Annotated in this window: 13 protein-coding genes and 1 tRNA gene; 5 read left to right on the forward strand and 9 right to left on the reverse strand. The window is 64.4% G+C overall.

Annotated features, from left to right (window positions below; genetic code table 11):
- Nucleotides 1-443: 443 nt before the first annotated feature.
- Both BN1119_RS13550 and BN1119_RS13555 read right to left on the reverse strand, forming a co-directional pair.
- Nucleotides 444-519 (reverse strand) — tRNA-Thr (locus BN1119_RS13550).
- An 85-nt stretch (nucleotides 520-604) separates the two neighbouring features.
- Nucleotides 605-1,345 carry a phosphatase gene (locus BN1119_RS13555; RefSeq protein WP_041998873.1) on the reverse strand — a complete coding sequence of 247 codons (741 nt, stop codon included), beginning with the start codon at nucleotides 1,343-1,345 and terminating at the stop codon, nucleotides 605-607.
- A 499-nt stretch (nucleotides 1,346-1,844) separates the two neighbouring features.
- Between BN1119_RS13555 and BN1119_RS13560 the strand changes: the two genes are divergently transcribed.
- From BN1119_RS13560 to BN1119_RS13575, 4 genes are all read left to right on the forward strand, one after another.
- Entirely contained in the window at nucleotides 1,845-2,498 is a 654-nt protein-coding gene (locus tag BN1119_RS13560) for a TetR family transcriptional repressor PsrA (protein WP_041998876.1), read from the forward strand.
- A gap of 46 nt (nucleotides 2,499-2,544) precedes the next feature.
- Nucleotides 2,545-4,869, forward strand: coding sequence for an acyl-CoA dehydrogenase (locus BN1119_RS13565; protein ID WP_041998878.1), 2,325 nt, complete (start codon nucleotides 2,545-2,547; stop codon nucleotides 4,867-4,869).
- Between the two features lie 167 nt (nucleotides 4,870-5,036).
- Nucleotides 5,037-8,099 carry an efflux RND transporter permease subunit gene (locus tag BN1119_RS13570; protein WP_041998881.1) on the forward strand — a complete coding sequence of 1,021 codons (3,063 nt, stop codon included), beginning with the start codon at nucleotides 5,037-5,039 and terminating at the stop codon, nucleotides 8,097-8,099.
- Between the two features lie 41 nt (nucleotides 8,100-8,140).
- Complete coding sequence (locus BN1119_RS13575; protein WP_084205476.1) at nucleotides 8,141-9,157, forward strand: efflux RND transporter periplasmic adaptor subunit; 1,017 nt, start codon at nucleotides 8,141-8,143, stop codon at nucleotides 9,155-9,157.
- A gap of 64 nt (nucleotides 9,158-9,221) precedes the next feature.
- Here BN1119_RS13575 and pyk read toward each other — a convergent pair whose 3' ends face one another.
- Both pyk and BN1119_RS13585 read right to left on the reverse strand, forming a co-directional pair.
- Entirely contained in the window at nucleotides 9,222-10,661 is a 1,440-nt protein-coding gene (pyk, locus tag BN1119_RS13580; RefSeq protein WP_041998887.1) for a pyruvate kinase, read from the reverse strand.
- 147 nt (nucleotides 10,662-10,808) lie between these two features.
- Nucleotides 10,809-11,663 carry a MurR/RpiR family transcriptional regulator gene (locus BN1119_RS13585; protein ID WP_167335478.1) on the reverse strand — a complete coding sequence of 285 codons (855 nt, stop codon included), beginning with the start codon at nucleotides 11,661-11,663 and terminating at the stop codon, nucleotides 10,809-10,811.
- A gap of 343 nt (nucleotides 11,664-12,006) precedes the next feature.
- Between BN1119_RS13585 and glk the strand changes: the two genes are divergently transcribed.
- Nucleotides 12,007-12,975 (forward strand): glucokinase, encoded by a 969-nt coding sequence (gene glk / locus BN1119_RS13590; protein WP_041998893.1) that lies wholly within the window; start codon nucleotides 12,007-12,009, stop codon nucleotides 12,973-12,975.
- Nucleotides 12,976-13,157: 182 nt separating this feature from the next.
- Here glk and BN1119_RS13595 read toward each other — a convergent pair whose 3' ends face one another.
- From BN1119_RS13595 to BN1119_RS13615, 5 genes are all read right to left on the reverse strand, one after another.
- Complete coding sequence (locus tag BN1119_RS13595) at nucleotides 13,158-15,257, reverse strand: site-2 protease family protein (RefSeq protein ID WP_041998896.1); 2,100 nt, start codon at nucleotides 15,255-15,257, stop codon at nucleotides 13,158-13,160.
- The gene (locus BN1119_RS13600; protein ID WP_041998899.1) at nucleotides 15,257-16,597 is read right to left on the reverse strand and encodes an efflux RND transporter periplasmic adaptor subunit; all 1,341 of its coding nucleotides are present in this window, start codon (nucleotides 16,595-16,597) and stop codon (nucleotides 15,257-15,259) included. Before BN1119_RS13600 ends, BN1119_RS13595 begins: the two co-directional genes overlap by 1 nt.
- Nucleotides 16,594-17,379, reverse strand: a complete 786-nt coding sequence (locus BN1119_RS13605) for an efflux RND transporter periplasmic adaptor subunit (protein ID WP_041998901.1) — start codon at nucleotides 17,377-17,379, stop codon at nucleotides 16,594-16,596. Before BN1119_RS13605 ends, BN1119_RS13600 begins: the two co-directional genes overlap by 4 nt.
- Entirely contained in the window at nucleotides 17,363-18,889 is a 1,527-nt protein-coding gene (locus tag BN1119_RS13610) for a TolC family protein (RefSeq protein WP_041998903.1), read from the reverse strand. The genes BN1119_RS13605 and BN1119_RS13610 overlap by 17 nt, the downstream gene beginning before the upstream one ends.
- Nucleotides 18,890-18,904: 15 nt before the next feature.
- The coding region (locus BN1119_RS13615) for a VCBS domain-containing protein (protein WP_041998906.1) at nucleotides 18,905-21,030 on the reverse strand (2,126 nt) is incomplete at its 5' end.

Below are 21,030 nucleotides of genomic sequence, written 5' to 3' on the forward strand. Positions count from 1 at the left end.
CTCAGGTCATGGTGGCGACAGTACCACCTAAAATGGTGTCCGGGATGATTAGACCACTACACTCGTCTTATGCTTTGGATGTGATGAAGAAGCGTCAAGAGCAGGGTGGCTTGCTCTCGGATAAACTAACCGCACTCTACAAGGGGCAGATGAAGGCGCTACCGTTTGGTGGGGAATAGTGATCCGCCTACAATAGAAGCATACAAGATGCCACAATGGCCTGATGAGGCGACAAGGCAGTATATGACCGATCAGTTTGCCAATATGGCAATGGCGGGGTGTCTTGGCTAGAAGTCACCCCAAGAAGCCCACCCAAGCAGGATGGGCTTTTTTGTTACTCAACCGGAGGGGTAGCAAATCGCAAAAGAGGGGTACAAGGAGGGGTATGGAGCAAAAAATAACAAAGGGTTAGCTTCACTGCGAAGCTAACCCTTTGTTTTATATGGTGCCGATAAGGGGAATCGAACTCCTGACCTTCGCATTACGAATGCGCTGCTCTACCAACTGAGCTATATCGGCGTCGCTCTAGATTCCCGAAAATGCCCTGGCAAGTCAATGTGCCTCAATCATTTTTATGAGTCGGCTCATGGTGTTACGAGGCTGATCAGAGATCCGCAAATTCCGGGATATGGGCTCTGCCCCGGCTTTCGAGAAACGCGAGCAGGGCGCGGGGGGAGCGGGCCAGGATCCGCTCTTCGGGGAAGCCGGCTGCCGTGACCAGTCGATGGCAGTGTTCGAAGTCGCCGACGCTGAAGGCGACATGGGAGTCGGATCCGAAGACCAGGTAGGCGCCATGGTCTCGCGCCGCCTCGACGATGGCGCGGCAGTTCTCTTCACTGCCTGCCCGGGAGTGGCTGAACGAGGAGTTGTTGACCTCAAGGGCGACCCTGTACTGCGCGGCGGCATGCACCACGGCGTCGATGTCGATGGGGAAGGCGGGGTTGCCCGGGTGGCTTATCATGTCGACCCGGCCGCTCTTGATGGCGTTGATCATCGCCTGGGTATGGGTTGCCCTGTCACAGGGCGGGAACACGGGCTCGTGGAAGCCGGCCATGATCATGTCGAGGCGGGATTCGTAGCGTTCGGGAAAGTCTATCTCCCCGTCCAGATTCTTGATGTTGGCCTCTATGCCGCGCAGTATGCCCACGCCGTCCACGACCCTGGGCAAAACGTGCAGATTGACGAAATGCCAGAAATGCGGAGCATCGGCCATGTCCGGGCCATGGTCCGTGGTGGCAAACAGCTTGATCCCCTTGGCCCTGGCGATGGGGATGTAGTCATGGATGGTGCTGTAGGCATGGGTGCTGGCGACCGTGTGGGTATGGGTGTCGACGGTGTACTTCATGGCGTTTCCCCTGGGTGAGCAGAGCCCGATGAGTGAAGCGCCAGCATAGCAAAAAGGGGGGGAGGGGGTCACGCAGAGGGGTTGTCATACTCTGTCACAAATGCCTGCAACTCTGACAAAGTTTATCCGGGGAGCTTGGGTAAGATGTGCTCATCGATGTGCAGCCTGAACTTCCATCGATGGGTTGGGTCAGGATGACGCAACCTTCTTTCCCCACCGTCGCTCTGCGGCGGTTTTTTTTACCCTCTGTTTTTCAAGCCGAAACCGGCATCCAGCAGGTCGATGAGACAGGCGTTGCGCCATAAAAAAATGCCCAATCAGCACTGGGCTGGTTGGGCGAGACTTAATGTTTAATTGCAGTGGCATAGATATAGAGTCCGTTCTTTGGTCAAAGTTCCCGGTTTTTTAATAAAACATTTCCCTAACCTGGATTCACATTCTCTTGACACCTCAGACTATGAAACGTACTTTTTAAACATTCGTTTAAGTGAGGTGCACAGTGAGCAAGATTGATACCAAGAACCGTATTCTCGATGCTGCCGAGGTGTTGTTTGCCGAGCGGGGGTTCGCTGATACCTCTTTGCGTCTGATCACCAGCGAGGCCGATGTGAACCTGGCGTCGGTGAACTATCACTTCGGCTCCAAGAAGGAGCTGATCCAGGCGGTGCTGGACCGCTATCTCTCCCTGTTCATGCCTGAACTGGACACCAGACTGGCCGCCCTGATGGCGCGAGACGAGCTGACCCTGCTCCAGGTATTCGAGAGTTTTGTCGACCCCCTGATGAAGCTGGCCGCCGTGCGTACCAATGGCCCGGCCCTCTTCATGCAGCTGCTGGGACGTGGTTACATCGACAGCCAGGGCCACCTGCGTCGTTTCATCACCAGCCATTATGGTGCGACCCTGCAGCGGATCACCCAGGCTATCTCCCAGGCCAATCCGGCATTGACGCCGGCGGATCTCTTCTGGCGCCTGCACTTCACCCTGGGCACAGTCGTGTTCACCATGGCCTCTGCCGATGCGCTGCGGGATATCGCCCAGGCCGATTTTGGTCAGCACCTGGATGTGGAAGGGCTGGTGCGCAACGTTATTCCTTATCTGGCGGCCGGGGTAGGCGCGCCGACGGAATCGACCAGGTTATCCCTGGCCGTTTAATCAAAACAACAAGTTAACGGAACTGTGAAATAGAGGGAACTGAACCATGATCACATTGCTTGTCCTGCTGGTGGTGACCGTCGCTGTCGTGCTCGGCGTCCCGGCTATCCGCAAGAAGTGGGTAACCCGTCCGGTGTTTGCCATCTTCAAGAGAATACTGCCCCCCCTGTCGGCGACCGAACGGGAGGCCATGGAGGCGGGATCCGTCTGGTGGGATGGCGAGCTGTTTCGTGGCAATCCCGACTGGCAGAAACTCCATGGCTACGGCAAGGCGACCCTGAGCGCCGATGAGCAGAGCTTCATCGACAATCAGGTCGAGACCCTGCTCGCCATGATCGACGACTTCAAGATAGTCAACGAGACCAAGGATCTGCCCGAGCCGGTCTGGGACTATCTGAAGAAGGAAGGTTTCTTCGCGCTCATCATTCCGAAATCCTACGGTGGCCGCGAGTTCTCGGCGATAGCCAACTCCACCATAGTGACTCGCATCGCCACCAAGAGTCTGAGCGTGGCGGTCACCGTCATGGTGCCGAACTCGCTTGGCCCGGGTGAGCTGCTGATGCACTACGGCACCCAGGCCCAGAAGGATTTCTGGCTGCCGGGCCTGGCCAATGGCAAGGAGGTGCCCTGCTTCGCCCTGACCGGTCCGGAAGCGGGCTCAGATGCGGGCGCCATCCCGGACAAGGGGATCGTCTGCAAGGGTCACTACAAGGGGGAGGAGGTGCTCGGCATCCGCCTGAACTGGAACAAGCGCTACATCACACTGGCGCCGCGCGCCACCGTGCTGGGCCTGGCCTTCAAGCTGCATGATCCCGAGCACCTGCTGGGGGACAAGGAGGAGCTCGGCATCACCTGCGCCCTGATCCCCACCAGCCACCCCGGGGTGCGGGTCGGCGATCGCCACTACCCCATGGGACTGGCTTTCCTCAATGGCCCGACCTTTGGCAAGGATGTGTTCATCCCCCTCGACTGGATCATCGGTGGCCCGGATTACGCCGGTCGCGGCTGGCGCATGCTGGTGGAGTGCCTCTCCGCCGGGCGCGGCATCTCCCTGCCGGCCCTGGGCACTGCCTGTGGCCACATGGCGAGCCGCACCGTCAGTGCCTACGCCTATGTGCGCAAGCAGTTCGGCATGTCCATCGGCAAGTTCGAAGGGGTGCAGGAGGCCATGGCGCGCATCGGCGGCCTGACCTATCAGCTGGAAGGGGCGCGTCGCATGACCGCAGGTTCCCTGGACTTGGGTCAGGCACCGGCCATCGTCACCGCGATTTCCAAGTACCACATGACCGAAATGGCGCGCCAGATCATGGATGACTCCATGGACATCCACGCCGGTCGCGCCATCCAGCTCGGTCCCAAGAACTACACGGGCTACGCCTACATGGGGATCCCGGTCGCCATCACGGTGGAAGGGGCCAACATCCTGACCCGCAACCTGATGATCTTCGGCCAGGGGGCGACCCGCTGTCACCCTTATGTGTTCGCCGAGCTGGAAGCGGCGGCCGATCCGGATGCCGAACGTGGCCTCGAGAAGTTTGACGGCCTGCTGATGAAGCACCTGGCGTTTGGCACAGGCAACTTCTTCGGTGCCCTGTTCCAGGGGCTGACCCTGGGTCAGTTCAACGGCGCCCCTGTGGCTGGCGAGACCGCCCGCTACTACAAGCAGCTGTCCCGCATGAGCAAGGGACTGGCCCTGTGCGCCGACGTTTCCATGCTGATGCTGGGTGGCGATCTCAAGCGCAAGGAGATGATTTCTGCCCGTCTTGGCGACGTGCTGAGCCATCTCTACCTGGCTTCCTCGACCCTCAAGCACTATGAGGATCAGGGGCGCATGGTTTCCGACCTGCCCTTCGTCCAGTATGCCCTGGAGCGTAACCTGCACCTGATCGGCAAGGCGTTCGACGGCTTCTTCCAGAACTTCCCGAACAAGGTCGCTGGTGCCCTGCTCAAGCGGGTGGTCTTCCCGTTCGGCATTCACTACCAGATGCCGGCCGATGATCGCTGCCACGCAATCTGCCAGGCCATGATGACGCCGGGCGAGTTCCGTGACCGCCTCACCGCCCTGTGCTACGTGGGCCAGGATGAGCAGGATGCCATCGGCCAGATGGAGAGGGCCTTCCTCGCCATGGTCTCGGTGCAGCCCCTGGAGAAGAAGCTTGCCCAGGCCCAGAAAGAGGGGCGCCTGCCCCGCAAGCTGGCCCTGCCGGATCTGGTGAGCCAGGCCCTGGCGATCTCCCTCCTGACCCAGGAAGAGGCCGACAAGCTGCTCGCCGCCGATGCCCTGCGCAGCGAGGCTATCCAGGTGGACAACTTTGCCCCCGGTGAACTGGAGGCCATGGGCCACCCGGCCCGGGTGGACGACGCCGCCTGAACCCGGCATGCCTGCTGTTGAAAACCGGCCGTGATGGCCGGTTTTTTGTTTGTATTTCGTGCATTTACAAGGGATGGAATTTCCAGTTTAATGATTTGTCCCCTCACCCTTGGGGCAGGAAGCAGGCTCGCGGAAGGAGCCGATAACAACAACATCAGGAAGATGAAATGAACCTCGCCAAGACGGCGATCGAACGCCCCATCTGGGTGGCGGTCTCGGTCGTGCTCATCTTTTTTGCCGGCCTGCTCAGCATGCGCAGCCTGCCGGTACAGCTGTTCCCGGACATAGAGCGTCCCCATCTCAACATCTTCGTCTCCTGGCGATCCGCCTCGCCCCAAGAGATGGAGTCCGAGATAACGGATCCCATCGAGCAGGAGTTGCAGGGGGTGCAGGGGCTCAAGAGTCTCACCAGCAACAGCTACCCCGGCTTCGTCGAGATGGACCTGGAGTTTGCCATCGGCACCGACATGCAGCGGGTCCAGCTGGAGATCATCTCGCGGCTGAACCGGGTCTCCAGTCTGCCGGACAACATAGATGGCCCCTACCTCAACAATTACAGCAGCAACGACACCCTGACCTTCTTCTTCATCCAGCAGCTGCCAGGGGCTGTGGGGAGCATAGATGAGCAGCAGCCGCTGATTGAATCCAGGGTCAAGCCGGAGCTGGAACGCATCCCCGGGGTTTCCACTGTGGAGATAGACGGCATCAACGCCCGCCAGATCCAGATCCGCTTCGACCCTTACCGCGCCGCCGAACTGGGGGTGGAGATCCCCGAGCTGGCGAGCCGGGCCGCCACCGGCTGGGATGTTTCCGCCGGCACCCTGGACATAGGGCGCTGGGAGTACAAGCTGCGCTTCGCCGGTCGCTATGACGTGGAGAGTCTCAAGGACAAGGTGGTGGACTGGCGCGATGGCCTGCCCATCTATCTGCGGGACGTGGCCGAGGTGCGGCTGACCCGGGAGAACTCCCCGGTGCTGCGCATCCAGAATGGCAACCAGGCCATCTCGGCCCAGATCTACAAGGAGAACGGCGCCAATGCCCTGGCTGCCCTGGAGGCGATCAAGGCCAGGGTGGGCGAGCTCAACCGTGAGGTGCTCGAGCCCGCCGGACTGCACATGGCGCAGTCGTTCGATGCCTCCCTCTACATCAATCGCGCCATCCACATGGTCACCGCCAACCTGGGGCTGGGGGTGCTTCTCTCCTGTGCCATCCTCTGGGTCTTCCTGCGTCGGCTCAAGGCGACCCTGATGATAGCGCTCGCCATCCCCATCAGCATCATGCTGACCCTCTGCCTGCTCAAGCTGATGGACAGAACCCTCAACGTCATCTCCCTGGCGGGGATAGCGTTCGCGGTGGGCATGGTGCTCGATGCCGCCATCGTGGTGCTGGAGAGCATCTATCGGCGCCACGAGCGGGGGGATCTCGACAAGGCGGGGGCGGCCCTGGCGGGCACCAGTCAGGTGTGGGCGGCCCTGGTCGCTTCGACTCTCACCACGGTGGCCATCTTCTTGCCGGTGCTCCTGCTCAACGACGTGGAGGGGCAGTTGTTTGCAGACCTTGCGCTCACCATCGCCTGCGCCGTCACCGTCTCCATGCTGGTGGCCGTCTCTGTGTTGCCGGCGGTGGCATCGCGCTGGATGGGGCAAGACAGACTGATTGACCCCTATGGTGATTACTGGCGCCGTGCCACGGCGCGCATCCTCCACTGGACTCGTACTCCGGCGCGGCGCTGGACCCTCATTCTCGCCATGATGAGCCTGCCTGTACTGGCGACCTGGGCCCTGCTGCCCAAGATGAACTATCTGCCGGACGTGAAACGCGACGCCATCGACGTCTGGATGAGCTTCACCCCCGGAGTCAACCTGCAGGCCCAGCGGGAAGAGGTGATAGACACCCTGATCGCCCGGCTCGCTCCCTACATGAAGGGGGAGAAGGAGCCGGCCCTCAAGAACTACTACATCATGCGCTATCCGGGAGGGGCCCAGATCGGGGTGCGGGCCAAGGAGGAGGGGCGTATCAAGGAGCTGGAGACACTGCTGATGCAGGATCTGCTGCAGGGCATTCCGGATACCCGTGCCTTTGGTGGCCAGGGCTCGCTGTTTGGCGGCTTTGACAGCGAGAACGGGGTCGAGTTGCTGCTTCAGGGGGGGGATCTGCCCGAGCTCTATCAAGCGGCCCGGGCGGCCATGGCGATCGTGAAGCAGGATCTGCCGGGGGCCCAGGTGCGGCCGGAGCCCTCCCTGGACTTCACCGCCCCCGAGCTGCGGCTGGTGCCCCAGGACCGGCGTCTGGCCGAGGTGGGCTGGGATCGCACCCCCATGCCGACCATCATCCAGACCCTGGGGGACGGCCTGAGGGTCGGCGAATACTTCGACGGCGACGAGCGCTTTGACATCCTGCTGATGGGGCAGACCTCGGGCAACCCGGACGATCTGCGGGCACTGCCCCTGGCCACCCCCAGGGGCGGCATAGTGCCCCTCGGCGAGCTGCTGAAGGTGGAGCATGATCTGGGGCCATCGGGCATCTTTCGCGCCGATGGGCGCCGCAGCCTGAGCCTGCAGATCACCCCGGCCCAGGGGATGAGCATGGAGCAGGTGCTCGATACCCTCAAGGAGAAGAGCTTCGCCCGCATCCGGCCCTTGCTCCCCGCCGGGGGCGAGTTGCGGGTATTTGGCAACGCCGACAGCCTGCAGCAGGCCCTCGGCAACCTGGGGGGCATCTTCCTGTTCGCCCTGGTGATCCTGCTGGTGCTGCTGTGGGGCCTGTTCGCCTCGGTCCGGGATGCCCTGCTGGTGTTGCTGACCCTGCCCCTCGCCACCGTGGGCGGCGTGGTGGCGCTGGTTCTGAGCGGGCGGGTGGCGCCCCTGCCCATGGATCTGCTGACCATCATCGGCTTTGTCATCCTGCTGGGGCTGGTGGTCAACAATGCCATCTTGCTGGTGCATCAGACCCGCTCGGCCGAGCGGGAGGGGATGACGCGCTCGGCGGCGGTGGCGGATGCGCTGCAAAGCCGGATGCGTCCCATCGCCATGACCAGCCTGACCAGCATCTTCGGCATGCTGCCCCTGATGCTGAGCCCGAGTGCGGGCAGTGAAATCTACCGGGGGTTGGCCACCGTCATCGTCGGCGGCATGAGCTGCAGCACCCTGTTTACCCTCATATTGCTGCCCGCCTTCCTGCGTCTGGGGGAGCGGGAGCCGGCACCGGTGGCGCTGCGCCAGCGCGCCTGATGAACGAATGCGTCCATGGAAAGGAGAGAGATGTGAACAAGATGATTGCGGGGCTCGCCCTGATGGCGAGCCTGCCGCTCTGGGCCAAGTCGGTCACCCTGGCTGATGTCACCCGGGGCGATGCCGGAGCCAGCCTCTGGATCAGTGGCACTGTCGCCAGTCGCCAGCAGGCGGAGCTGAGCGCCGAGCAGAGCGGGCGGGTGGCGTGGATTGCCGACTTTGGCAGTCGGGTCGAGGCGGGTCAGGTGTTGCTGCGCCTCGACAGCACTGCCCTGCACCTCTCCCTGGAGCAGGCCCGGGCCGAGCAGGCCAGGTGGGCCAGCAGCCTGCGCTTTGCCAGGGCGGAGTTCGAGCGCCAAGACAAGCTGCGCAGGCAGCACAATGCCTCCCTCAGCCAGTTCGACAAGGCCAGGCTGGAGATGGAACAGGCGGAGCTGGCGCTGCAGCTGGCGGAGATAGCGGCGCGCCAAATAGAGGATCAGATCCGCCGCAGCCAGATCCATGCCCCCTTCGCCGGGGTGGTGAATCATCACTTCATCCAGCCGGGGGAACACGTGGATGCGGGGGAGAAGGCGCTGGCGCTGGTCAACCCGGATGCGCCGGACATCCGCTTGCAGGCCCCCATCGACTGGGCCCTGCGCCTGGCTCCCGACACCCTGCTCAAGGTCGAGGGGGCCGGTTTGCAAGGGGAGGCGAGCTATTACCAGCGGGCGGCGAGTGCCGACCCCGTCTCCCGCCTCATCGAGCTGAGACTCAAGCCGAGGAAGGGCAGTTACATCATAGGGGCGCCGGTGCGGGTTGCCCTGCCCCTGGGGGAACGGCAGGCCATGCTGCTGCCCAGGGATGCCCTGGTGCTCAACACAGAGGGGAGCGTGGTATTTCGAGTCAAGGGAGAGGGGGATGCCCTGACGGTGAGCCGGGTGCCGGTCACCATCTTGTTCGGTGACGAGCGTCAGGTCGCCATCAGCGGCCCCCTGACCCCGGGTGACAGGGTGGTGGTGCGCGGCGCCGGGGCCCTGAGCGATGGTGACAAGGTGGAACTCTATCGCGGTAGCTGAGGCGGCGTATTTCCCATGGAAAAACGGCTCCCGAGGGAGCCGTTTTTGTTGCCGGTGGCGGGGATCACTCGACCATCATCACCTTGCAGGTGTTGGTGCTGCCGACGGTCTCCATCTTGTCGCCGTGGGTGAGCAACACCATGTCGCCGCTCTGCAGCAGTCCCTTGGCCTTGAGCACGTCCAGGGCCTCGCGGCACACCTCGTAGACGGGACGGCTCTCGTCGGCATCGAACAGCACAGGGGTGACGCCGCGGTAGAGGTTGGTCCAGGAGAGGGTCTTGGCATGGGGGGACATGGCGAAGATAGGCAGGCCCGAGCTGATGCGGGACATCAGCAGCGGCGTGGTGCCAGACTCGGTCAGCGCCACGATGGCCTGTACCCCCTCCAGGTGGTTGGCCGCATACATGGTGGACATGGCCACCGCCTCTTCCACCGAGGTGAAGGTGTAGTTCATGCGGTGGTTGGAGACGTTCAGGCTCGGGTGCTTCTCGGCACCGACGCAGACGCTGGCCATGGAGGTGACCGTCTCGATGGGGAACTGGCCGGCGGCCGTCTCGGCGGAGAGCATGACCGCATCGGTGCCGTCCAGCACGGCGTTGGCCACGTCCATCACCTCGGCGCGGGTCGGCAGCGGGGCGTTGATCATGGACTCCATCATCTGGGTCGCGGTGATCACCACCCGGTTCAGGCGGCGGGAGTGGCGAATGAGCTTCTTCTGCACGCCGACCAGCTCGGGGTCGCCGATCTCCACACCCAGATCGCCCCGGGCCACCATGACGGCGTCTGAGCCGAGGATGATGTCTTCCATCGCCTCATCGGTGGCGACGGTTTCGGCGCGCTCCACCTTGGCCACTATCTTGGCGTTGGAGCCGGCTTCGCGGGCCAGTTCGCGGGCGTAGCGCAGATCATCGCCGCAACGGGGGAAGGAGACGGCCAGGTAGTCCACGTTCATGCGGGCGGCGGTCTTGATGTCTTCCTTGTCTTTCTCGGTCAGGGCAGGCGCGGAGAGGCCACCCCCCTTCTTGTTGATGCCCTTGTTGTTGGAGAGGGGGCCGGCCACGGTGACAGTGGTGTGAATGCGGCTGCCTTCGACTCGCTCCACTTTCAGCTGCACCCGACCGTCGTCCAGCAGCAGTATGTCGCCCGCCACCACGTCATCGGGCAGGCTCTTGTAGTCGATGCCGACCTGCTCCTGGCAACCTTCCCCCTTGCCGAGGGCGGCATCCAGGATGAAGCTGTCGCCGATGGCGAGATAGATCTTGCCATCCTTGAAGGTGGAAACCCGGATTTTGGGGCCCTGCAGATCCCCCATGATGGCCACATGGCGGCCCAGCTTGGCGGCGATGGCGCGCACCTGTTCGGCCCGCTGGATGTGATCTTCTGCACTGCCGTGAGAGAAATTCATTCGCACCATGTCGGCCCCGGCGCGGATGATCCCCTCGAGGATGCCTTCGCGGTCGGTGGCAGGACCGAGTGTGGTCACAATCTTTGTACGTCTTGGCATGAAAGACTCCAGTTTGAAGTTGATATGACTTGAAATACTGTCCCGGCGGGCAGAGGCCCAAACGCCATCGGAGGGGATTGTTGCTAAACGACAATACTACACAATGGCGGCAGGTACACCTAACGGGGGCCCGGGGCCCCCACAGACTCAGGAGGAGTGGGGAGTATCAAAGCGGGATTCGCGCAAACCTTCCTTGACCTTCTTCAGGTTTTCCCGAAATTTCATGCCGCGGCGCAGGGTGAAACCGGTCGCCAGCACGTCCACCAGGGCGAGCTGGGCGATGCGCGAGGCCATGGGCATGTAGACGTCGGTGTCTTCCGGCACGTCCATGGAGAGCACCAGGTTGCACTCCCGGGCCAGGGGGGAGTCCTTGGAGGTCATGCCGATCACGGTGGCATCGTTCTCCCGGGCCAGGGCGGCTATCTCCACCAGGGCCTTGGTGCGACCCGTGTGGGAGATGAGCACCACCACGTCCCCTTCGCTGCTGTTGATGCAGCTCATGCGCATCATGACGATGTCATCGAAGCTCACCACGGGAATGTTGAAGCGGAAGAACTTGTTCTGGGCATCCCGGGCGACGGCGGAAGAGGCGCCCAGGCCAAAGAAGCTGATCTTCTTGGACTGGGTCAGGATGTCGACGCAGCGATTGATGGCGGAGATGTCCAGGCTGTTCTTGGCGGCATCGAGGCAGGCCATGGTGGACTCGAAGATCTTGGCGGTGTAGATCTCGGGGCCATCTTCCGCCTCGACGTGGCGGTTCACATAGGGAGTGCCGTTGGCCAGGCTCTGGGCCAGGTGCAGTTTGAAATCCGGGAAACCCTTGGTGTCGAGGCGGCGGCAGAAACGGTTGACGGTCGGCTCGCTGACATCGGCCAGTTTGGCGAGGGCGGCGATGCTGGAGTGGATGGCCGTCTGGGGAGAGGCGAGGATCACCTCGGCGACTTTGCGCTCCGATTTACTGAAACTTTCCAAATTGTTCGTAATCTTATCGAGGGTATTCATCATTACCACCAGGATTTCTTGTAATTTAGCTTCAGTGTCTTGGCACTAAATAGCAGGCTGAGCGGGTTAAAAACAAGGATGATGACTATACAAGACAAGCGTTTATCGGGACTAATCTCGGCCATGTAAAGTATGACTCACGTCTAATTATTTCGTTATTTTAGTTACAAATTTCCACTCCCTTCGTGAAAGCGCTTACAAATGTTGCAAAGCAACAACACTGTGAGCCCGCGCACGTTTGTCACCACCGGCCACCCCTGTGGCGCGGCGCCTCGGGTAGAATCTGTGCCAAACAATAAGCTCGGGACGCAGCGTCGCCCCGACCCGTAACGAAGGAGTGTTTATGCAGCATACCCATGCCCTGGTTGGCGACGTCGGCGGTACCAATGCCAGGCTGGCCCTGTGCGAGCTGGCCACAGGCGCCATCTCCCGGGCCAAGACCTATTCCGGGCTGGAGCATCCCGGTCTGGAGGCCGTGATCCGTCTCTATCTGGCGGAGCAGCAGGCGCAGGTGAGCGAGGCCTGCATCGCCATCGCCTGCCCGGTCAACGGCGACTGGGTCGCCATGACCAACCACAGCTGGGAGTTCTCCATCGGTGAGATGCAGGCCAGCCTGGGCCTGGCCCGTCTGCTGGTGATCAACGATTTCACCGCCGTCTCCATGGCGGTGCCCGTGTTGTCGGATGCCGACAAGATCCAGCTGGGGGGCGAGGCTCCCCAGGCGGACAAGCCGGTGGCCATCTATGGCGCAGGGACCGGCCTTGGGGTCGCCCACCTGGTCAAGGCGGGGGCGCAGTGGCTGAGCCTGCCCGGTGAAGGGGGCCATGTGGATTTTGCCGCCAACACGGAGGAAGAGGATGCGGTGCTGCAGGTGATGCGCGGGGAGCTGGGCCATGTCTCGGCGGAGCGTTTCCTCTCCGGCCCCGGGCTGGTCAATCTCTATCGCGGCCTGGTCAAGTCCGACGGCCGTGAGCCGGCGGCGCTGGTCCCCCGGGAGATCACCGAGCGGGCCCTGGCGGGGGAGTGCCTCGATTGCCGCCGCACCCTGAGTCTGTTCTGCGTGTTGATGGGGCGCTTTGCCGGCAACCTGGCCCTCAACCTGGGTACCTTCGGCGGCGTCTATATCGCCGGCGGCATAGTGCCGCGCTTCCAGGAGTTCTTCATCGGCTCGGGCTTTAGGGTCGCCTTCGAGGACAAGGGGCGCTTCAAGCCTTATCTCAAAGACATTCCGGTATTCCTCATCACCCATGAAGGGCCTGGCCTGCTGGGGGCGGGGGCCTACCTGCGTCAGAGCATGGGAATGGCACTCTGATTCAGCCACGATTAAGGGGATGGGGCCTATAGTGGTCCCACGCATTCAAGACCCGTGAGGTCCGCAGGACGCGGAACAGCGAGTCATCCGCTGAGTGTGTTTGTCACCTGACAAAGCCTGAACTGTATTTGCCGGCCCCCTGGGCCGGTTTTTTTATGCCCTATGGTCGAAGGGGTGAGTGCTCAGAAGCCGCTCTCGCGCAGCAAGACAGAGGCGAGCTGGGTGGCCGCCTCGCCGAGCAGGCTGCGTTTACTCCCCTCCAGCACCACCTTGCCTCTGGTCTCCCGCAGGGCCGGCGGCATCTGATGGAGCTGGATGCGCACCAGGAACAGGGTATGGCTGGGGATCAGCTCCTGCCCCTGCCCGCTGGTGGCGATGGGGCCGCCGAAGCGGGAGCCGAGCATGGGGTACTTGAGCTTGCCGACCCGGGTACTGCCGATGTCGATCAGGGTGCCGGACAGGGGAGAGGGTACCCCATCCGGGTAGAAGCGCGCCGGACTGCCCGGCCGCAGCCGGGCGACATCGTCGGCCGCCACATAGGCATCGACCTGCCACTGGCTCGGGTCGATCAAGATGCCGACAGGCTGCTGGCTGTTGAGCCATTGGCCCGGCCGCTGCTCGGGATCCACATCCAGCCAGAGACCGTCGAAGGGGGCCAGCATCCGCAGGCGCTCCATCTCCGCCCGGGTGGCGCTGGCCTCCCGGTATTGCACCCGCAGCCGCTCCCGGGTGGCTATCTGTTCATCGAGCCCGAAGGGGTCGTCCACCATGCCTCCCAGACGAGCGCCATAGCTCTGTATGCTCTGCTCGTTGCTGCGTACCTTCCAGGCCAGGTCCGGATCCGTAAGTTGCAGCAGGGGCTCTCCCGCCTTGACCGGGCCAGGGGCCCGCAGGCTGGCTAGCCGGGCGGGGAAGGGGGTGAAGACCGGCAGCTGGCGTTCGGCGCGGGCCACGCCCTCGCCCTCTATCTCGCTGTGCCAGGGCAGGGCCAGCAGGGTGAGCAAGGCGAGCAGGGAGAGGCCGAGCCAGAGCCGACGGGGCCGGGGGACGGCGGCTCTCTCCCGCCACCAGTGTGTGAGCTCCCGCCAGACGGGCAGGAGAATGAACCAGCAGATCTCGACGCAGAACAAGAGGATCCCCAGCAGCTTGAAGAAGAGGTAATAGACGGCGACGGCGATGCCGAGAAACAGCACCAGCCGGTAGAGCCAGGTCAGGATGGCGAAGGCGACCAGCAGGCGGCGCTGGCGCACGGGAAAGGGCTCGGGCCAGGGCTCCATCAGACCGAGCAGGGTGCGGCGCAGCGCGACCCGGGCCAGGGCAGAGGCCCGCTCGTGCAGGTTCGGGAAGTTGAGCAGATCCGAGAGGATGAAGTAGCCATCGAAACGCATGAAGGGGCTGGCGTTGAGGGCCAGGGAGAGGATCCAGCTGGTGGTGGCGAGATAGAGCAGGCCGTTGCGCAGGGCGCCGTCGGCGCTCAGGGCCCAGCCCAGGGTGGCGAGCCCGGCCAGGGCCAGCTCGGTCAGTATGCCGGCGCTGGCGATGGCGAGCCGCTGGCGGGAATGGGCCAGCTTCCAGCTCTCGCTGGTGTCTGTGTAGAGCATGGGCCAGAGCACCACGAAGGCGATGCCCATGTGGGCGACCCTCACCCCCAGCCGGGTGGCCACCAGGGCATGGCCCAGCTCGTGCAGCGTCTTGGCGAGCAGCAGGGCGAGGGCGAAGCTGAGCAGACCATCGAGGGAGAAGGATTCGACCACCCCATGGCGGAAACTGTCCCACTGCTGCACCACCAGGGCGATACCGAGCAGGCTGGCCCCCAGCAGCAGCCAGGCGGTGAGGGGATGAAACAGCCAGTCGAGCCGGGCGGCCAGGGCCTGCAATCTGGCCTGGGGCCGCAGCAGGGGTACCCGGAAGAAGAGGTAGTGATGGAGCCACCAGCGACCGGTGAGCCAGGCCTTGCCCTCGCTGGCCTGGCGCAGCCGCTCTACCGCCTGGGGGCTGGGGCGCAGCAGCTGGTGGCGTTCGAGGAACTGGCAGAACCCCAGGATCTGATCCAGCTCGGGGTGCAGGGCCGTCTCGGCCGCGATGGCTTGCTGCAACCGGCGCGGGGTCTGGCCGGCCCAGCGCACCAGGCACTCGAACTCGAACCAGCCGATGCGATAGAAGCGATTGACCACCTTGTCCTGGATCAGCCAGGCCGGCTCCCCGTCCGGGGTGCGGCCGGTGGGGCAGAGCTGCAGATCGTCGCGCAGGGGCGGCAGGGGCAGGTCGGCGGGATCCAGCATCAGAGCCCGCTCCAGGCGCGCAGGGCCGCCAGGGGACGGCGCAGCAGATAGTAACCAAGCAGCACCCGCTCCCCATGGAGCTTGGCGGTGCCATGGAGGCCGAGCCGGGCGTGGTCCGGCGGCGACTCTATGGTGGCGAGCAGGCGATAGGCGACCCCTCCTTCGGCGTTGGGCTGGGCCTGGTAACTGGTCTCCAGTATCTTACCCCGCAGGGGTTGCAGGGGATAGGCGGTGAGAAACAGGGTCACCTCGGCGCCGGGCTCCAGGGCGATGGCATCGGCCACCGGCAGCTGGATGCGCATGGCGGGCTGGGCGGGATCCGCCAGCTGCATGATGCGCTCCCCGGTCACCACCGGCTTGCCGAGCCAGTCGTTGGCATCGCTGAACACGGCCACCCCGGCGGCGGGGGCCAGCACCTGACTGCGGCCCAGCTGCAACTGGACGCCGCTGAGCTCGGCCCGTTTCTGCTGGGCACGGCCACTGAGCAGGGTCAGCTCGCGCCGGCTCTGGGGATTGTCGAAGGCACGCTGGCTGGCGGCGAGCAGCTCGGCATCGGCCACCGCCACCTCCTGGGTCAGCACCTCGGCGCGGTTGCGCAGCGTGGTCTCATCGAGGCGAAACAGGGGGGTGCCGGCGCTGACCGTCTGGTTCGGGCGCACCTGCACCTCGGCGATGACCCCGGCCAGCGGGCTGCTGATCACCCTGCTCTCCCTGGAGACTATCTCGGCCGGTGCCAGGGCGCTCTGGCGGATGGGAATGAGCAGCATGAGCCCGGCCATCAGGGCCAGCGTCAGCCACTGGCGTCGGCTCGGGCGCCAGCGCAGCAGGCGGGGCTGCCGGGTCAGGCTCTGCCAGCAGTAGGCCCAGGTCTGCCAGACCCCGGGCATCAGGGCCAGCAGGGCCGCGGGCGGTTCACGCTCCAGCAGCAGGCAGACCAGGCCGAGCCTGGGCCCCTCCTGGGGCTCAATGGGGATGCACAAGACACCGTCTGGCCACCATTCGCTCCAGCCCTCGGCCAGGGCGTCAGGCAGGGTCAGGGCCTCTCTGGCCAGCCAGCGCGGCTCCTGGCCCTCCACCTGCTCATGGAGCCAGCGGCTCGCCTGCTCCAGCCAGATGAGGTAGGGGGAGTCCTCGCTCGGCCGGGCCAGACCCGAGACACAGAGCAGCTCCTGGGCCGGATCATGATTGGCGAACACCAGCGCCTGATGGAAGGGGATCAGCTGATAGAGATCGTTGGCCAGGGAGAAGGCGAGGGCATTGAGGCTCTTGGCCGCCATGGCCCTGTCCCGCAGGGCGGCCAGGGCCAGCAGCAGCTGGGGGGAGGGGAGGCGCTCGGTCATGGGATCAGGCGGGCGACGCCACTCATGCCGGCGACCAGCTCAGGGTAGGCGTCATCGAGTCTGGCCTCCAGCTCCACCGTCTGGGCCACGGCATCGACCCTGGCATTGATGCGGCTCACCGTGGCCGGATACTGCTTGGCGGTCTCCAGCACGCCTATCTCGAGTGCTTGCCCCTCCTTGAGGCCCGGCAGCAGCCGGGAAGGGACATTGAGCCTTACCTTGAGGGGGCCGTCGCTGACCAGATCGAACAGGGGAGTGCCGGCGGTCATGGTCTGATAGGGCTTGGCCTGCACCTGGGCGATGCGGCCATCGAAGGGGGCCTTGACGTCGCAATAGCTGCTGCGGGTACGGGCCAGGGCATCGGCGCCTTCGGCCCGCTGTACCCCGGTGGCGGCGATGGCGACCTCCAGATCCCCCACCGCATCGAGCTTGCGCAGGCTCTTCTTCGCGCTCAGATCCTGGCGCGCCATCTGCAATTCGGCGCGGGCGACCCTGGCCTGGGCCTCCCCTTCCCGGCAGTCGAAACGGGCCAGCAGGGCCCCTTTCCTGACCCGCTGACCGAGACGGCCCTTGAGCTCGCCCAGGGTGCCGTTCATCTGGCTGGAGAGGGTGGTCTCGAGCTCGGCGGCGAGCAGGATGCGGATGGCATTGGGGTCATCCTGGGCGGCACTTGGCATCGGCGGGGCCGAGAGCGGGCTCTCGGCCTGTACGGTGAGGGGCAGCATGAACGCCAACCACAGCCAGGGCCCGAACGGGCGCCCGGGCTTAGCGTACAAGGGCATAGGGGACTCCTCTGTGGGTACCAATCAGTTGCTGGGCTTCCTGGCGCTGCATGGTCACCTTGATGGCGTGGGCCAGGGTCTTGATGTCGTTCTGGGCAATTTCGTCGGGCTGCACATCCAGGCCGATGGAGTTGTAGAGTCGTCCCCAGGCCGCCTGGGCCTGGGAGTAGGCCGCCTCACGCTGGTAGCGCGACAGCAGGTAGCGCCCCTCGGCCCGGATCACCTCGAGCTCGGAGCCCTGGCGGCTGCTGCTGGCGGCCTGGGCGTAGCTGAGCAGGCTCTCGTCGACCCGCAGGCTCTCGTCGGCAAACGCCACCTCCTGGGAGGCGAGGTTGTAGCGCAGCACCCCGACCCTGACCTGGGTCAGCACCGCCATGGAGAGGGCGACCCGGCGGGCATCATCGGTGGCTTCCTGGGACTCTTCCATGCCCCAGATGGCGGGCAGTTGCAAAAACTTGAGCAGGTTGAGGGAGACCTGCAACCCCGCCTCGGACCAGTGGTTGTTGTAGAGATACTTGTTGGAGTCGTAGTTGTAGCCCCAATTCAGCCCCACGTTGGGCCAGAGCTCGGCCTTGGCGATCCTGATGTCCTGCTGGTTGGCGCGCTTGCGATACCACTCCTCCATGATCTCGGGGCGGTTCTCCAGCGCCATCTGCTCCAGGTTGTCGATGCGCTGGGTCAGCACCGGCAGGCCGGGCTCGGGCTCGTCGGCCAGCACCATCTCGCTGCCCGGGGGCAGGGACATGAGGGCGGCGAGCTCGGCGCGAGCGAACTCCAGATCCTGGCGGCGCTGGTTGAGCAGGGAGACGGAGTCGAGCAGGGCCCGCTGATAGGCCAGGGCCTCCTGGCGCGGCATCAGCCCCTGAGTCTCGGCCTGGCGGGCGGAATCGAGCGCCAGCTGGGTACGGGTCAGCAGCTTGTCGACCTGGGGCAGCAAGCGCTGGGCACCGAGGGCGCGCCAGTAGGCGCTGCGTACATCCTGCAACACGTTCTGGGAGACCTTGCGACGGCGCTCCTCGGCCATCATCACCTGATCCCCCTTCTGCTGGCTGCGGTAGTAGGCAACGCCAAAGTCGAGCAGGCTCCAGCTCAGACCCAGTCCGCTCAGGTCGCGGTAGCGCTCCTGGGAGGTGGAGGCCCGCAGACTCTCTTCCCTGTCCTCGATGCCGATGGAGGTGCCGCCGGAGTCGTTGCTGCGGCTGGCGTAGCCGGCCGACGCCACCACCCTGGGCAGCATCTCGTAGCTGGAGAGATCGTGCAGATCCGAGGCCAGGGCCCCCTCCATCAGCTTGAGGCGGTAGTCGAGGTTGTACTTGAGGGCCCGGGCCGCCGCCTCGTAGAAGGTGATGGGATGGGTCACCGGCTCCTGCTGGCCATACATGAGTTTGCGGTCCTGGCGGATCCTCTCCTGCTTGTCCTGCTGGGTATAGACCTCCGGCGGCAGGGCGCTACAGGCACCCAGCAGCAGGGTGGAGGCGAGGGTGAGGGGTCGAAGTACGAGTCTTGGCATCATCTGTCCTTAGAATCAAACGCCTGATTTGGTCACAAAGGGCTGGTTGTCCCCTCTGGGGGCGGCAGGGCGCCCGGCGGCATCCTGTAGTTGTCGGGTGAAGCTGTTGGTGTTGAGCGGCCGTTCTCCCTGGGGCGAGGGCGCCTTCATGTCCTGGGGGGTCAGGGCAAACAGGGATTCGTCGCTGAGCAGGCCATCGGCGTTGAGATCGACCCGGCCATGGCGGCCGAGGAAGCTGGCCAGATCCAGCTCCTGGGCCAGGGCGCTCTCCAGCACGCTCTGGCCGACGAAGGTGCCTGCTATCTGGCCCAGCCCCTGGCCAATGCTCTGGCTGCGGATCTCGGGGGGCAGACCGAAGAACAGCTGGCTGCCATCGGAACGATCGCCGCTGGCATCGAGCCCCAGGCTGACCCGCTGCACCACCGGGGTGACGAAGATGGCCGGGGTGATGTCGGGCAGGGGGGCCTGCTGTTGCCCGTCGAACTGGCGGTCGAGTTGATGGGGACCTATGACGCCAGAGTCCGGGGGCGGCACATAGGGGGCCGAGATATCCAGGTTGATGGTCAGCTGGGCCAGATCGGTGGCATCGCTGCCATCCCCCAGGGTGTAGGTAAACACATCCTGCAGCACCTGGCCCAGACCGGCGGCGGCCAGCACCTCCCTGTTGGTGAGATCTATGGTGTAGCGGTAGCTGCCATCCCCGTTGAGGGTGAGCCAGCCGTAGCGCCCGGCCAGGGGCTGGCCGAGGGTGCCCCCATTGCCGCCGCCTTGCTCGGTTCCGGTGCGCACCGCCGTGACGCGCAGGGGATCATTGGCATCCACATCGCCATCGTTGGGCAGCACATTGCCCGAGGTGTGGGGCGGCTGCACCTGATCGTTTGCCACCGCACTGTCATCCCGGGCGACGGGGTTGTCGTTGGCGCCCTGGATGACGATGGTCAGGCGCGCCTGTGAGACGGCGCCGGCCTGGTCGCGCATCCGGTAGCTGAACAGCTCGGTGAGGGTCTGGCCGGCCGTGCGCAGCGCCTCGACCTCTGGGTTGTCGTTATCGACCAGGTAGCGGTAGCTGCCATCGCCGTTGAGGATGAGCTGGCCATAGCGCCCCTGCAGGATCTGGCCCGCATCGACACTGGCACCGCTGGCGCTGCTGACAGTGAGCACCGCCTTGGTCTCGCCATTGGCCTGGCTGTCCACATCGGTGTCGTTGGCGAGCACATTGCCAGTGGGATCCCGCCCGGCGTCGCCATTGTGCACGCCCCCGGCCTCGATGGCGCTGGCCTGATCGTCGACGGCGATGGGGGTGTCATTGCTGCCGCGAATGGTGAGGGTCAGGGTGCTGGCGCTGCCCACCCCCCAGATGTCTGCAATCTGGTAGTCGAACACCTCGGTCAGGGTCTGGTTGGGGCCGCGCAGGGCCTGTACCTCGGTCAGGTTGTTGTCCAGCCGGTAGTGCCAGCTGCCATCGGCGTTCATCACCAGATCCCCGTAGCGACCACGGAGCACAGTGCCAAGGCTGGCACTCTGGCCATCGGCGTTCTGCACCCCCGTCACCGTCAGGGGATCGCCCTCCAGATCCGTGTCATTGCCCAGCACGTTGCCGCTGGGGTCCAGGCCGGGCTGTGCGTTATTGAGCCCGCCCGCCTCGATCACCAGGGCCTGATCCGGGTTGGCCACCGGGGCATCGTTGCGTCCCCGTATGATGATGGTGAGCTGGGCGAGATCGACGGCACCGGCCAGATCCTGGGCCTGGTAGGTGAAATGGTCGCTCAGGGTCTGCAAGGGCCCCAGGCCCAGCACGGCGGCATTGCCGGTATCGAGCGCATATTGGTAACTGCCGTCGAGCAGCAGGGTCAGGGTGCCATACTGGCCGACCAGCACCAGGGGATTGCCCTGGGTGACGGGGGCGAGGGGGCCGCCGGCCCCTTCCTCACCGGTGCGCCCGGCGGTCAGGGTCAGGCTGTCGCCGCCGTCCACATCCCCGTCATTGGTGAGCAGGTTGCCGCTGGGGTTGCTGACGTTGCCGGCACCGTTGTCGGCCACGGCGATGGCGATGTTGTTCTGGGCCACGGGGGCGTCGTTGGCCCCTTGCAGCGTGATGACGAGGCTGGCGCTGCTGGTGGCACCGGCGGCATCCGTCATGG

The organism is Aeromonas bivalvium, assembly GCF_000819765.1.
In the GTDB taxonomy this organism is placed as follows: Bacteria; Pseudomonadota; Gammaproteobacteria; order Enterobacterales; family Aeromonadaceae; genus Aeromonas; species Aeromonas bivalvium.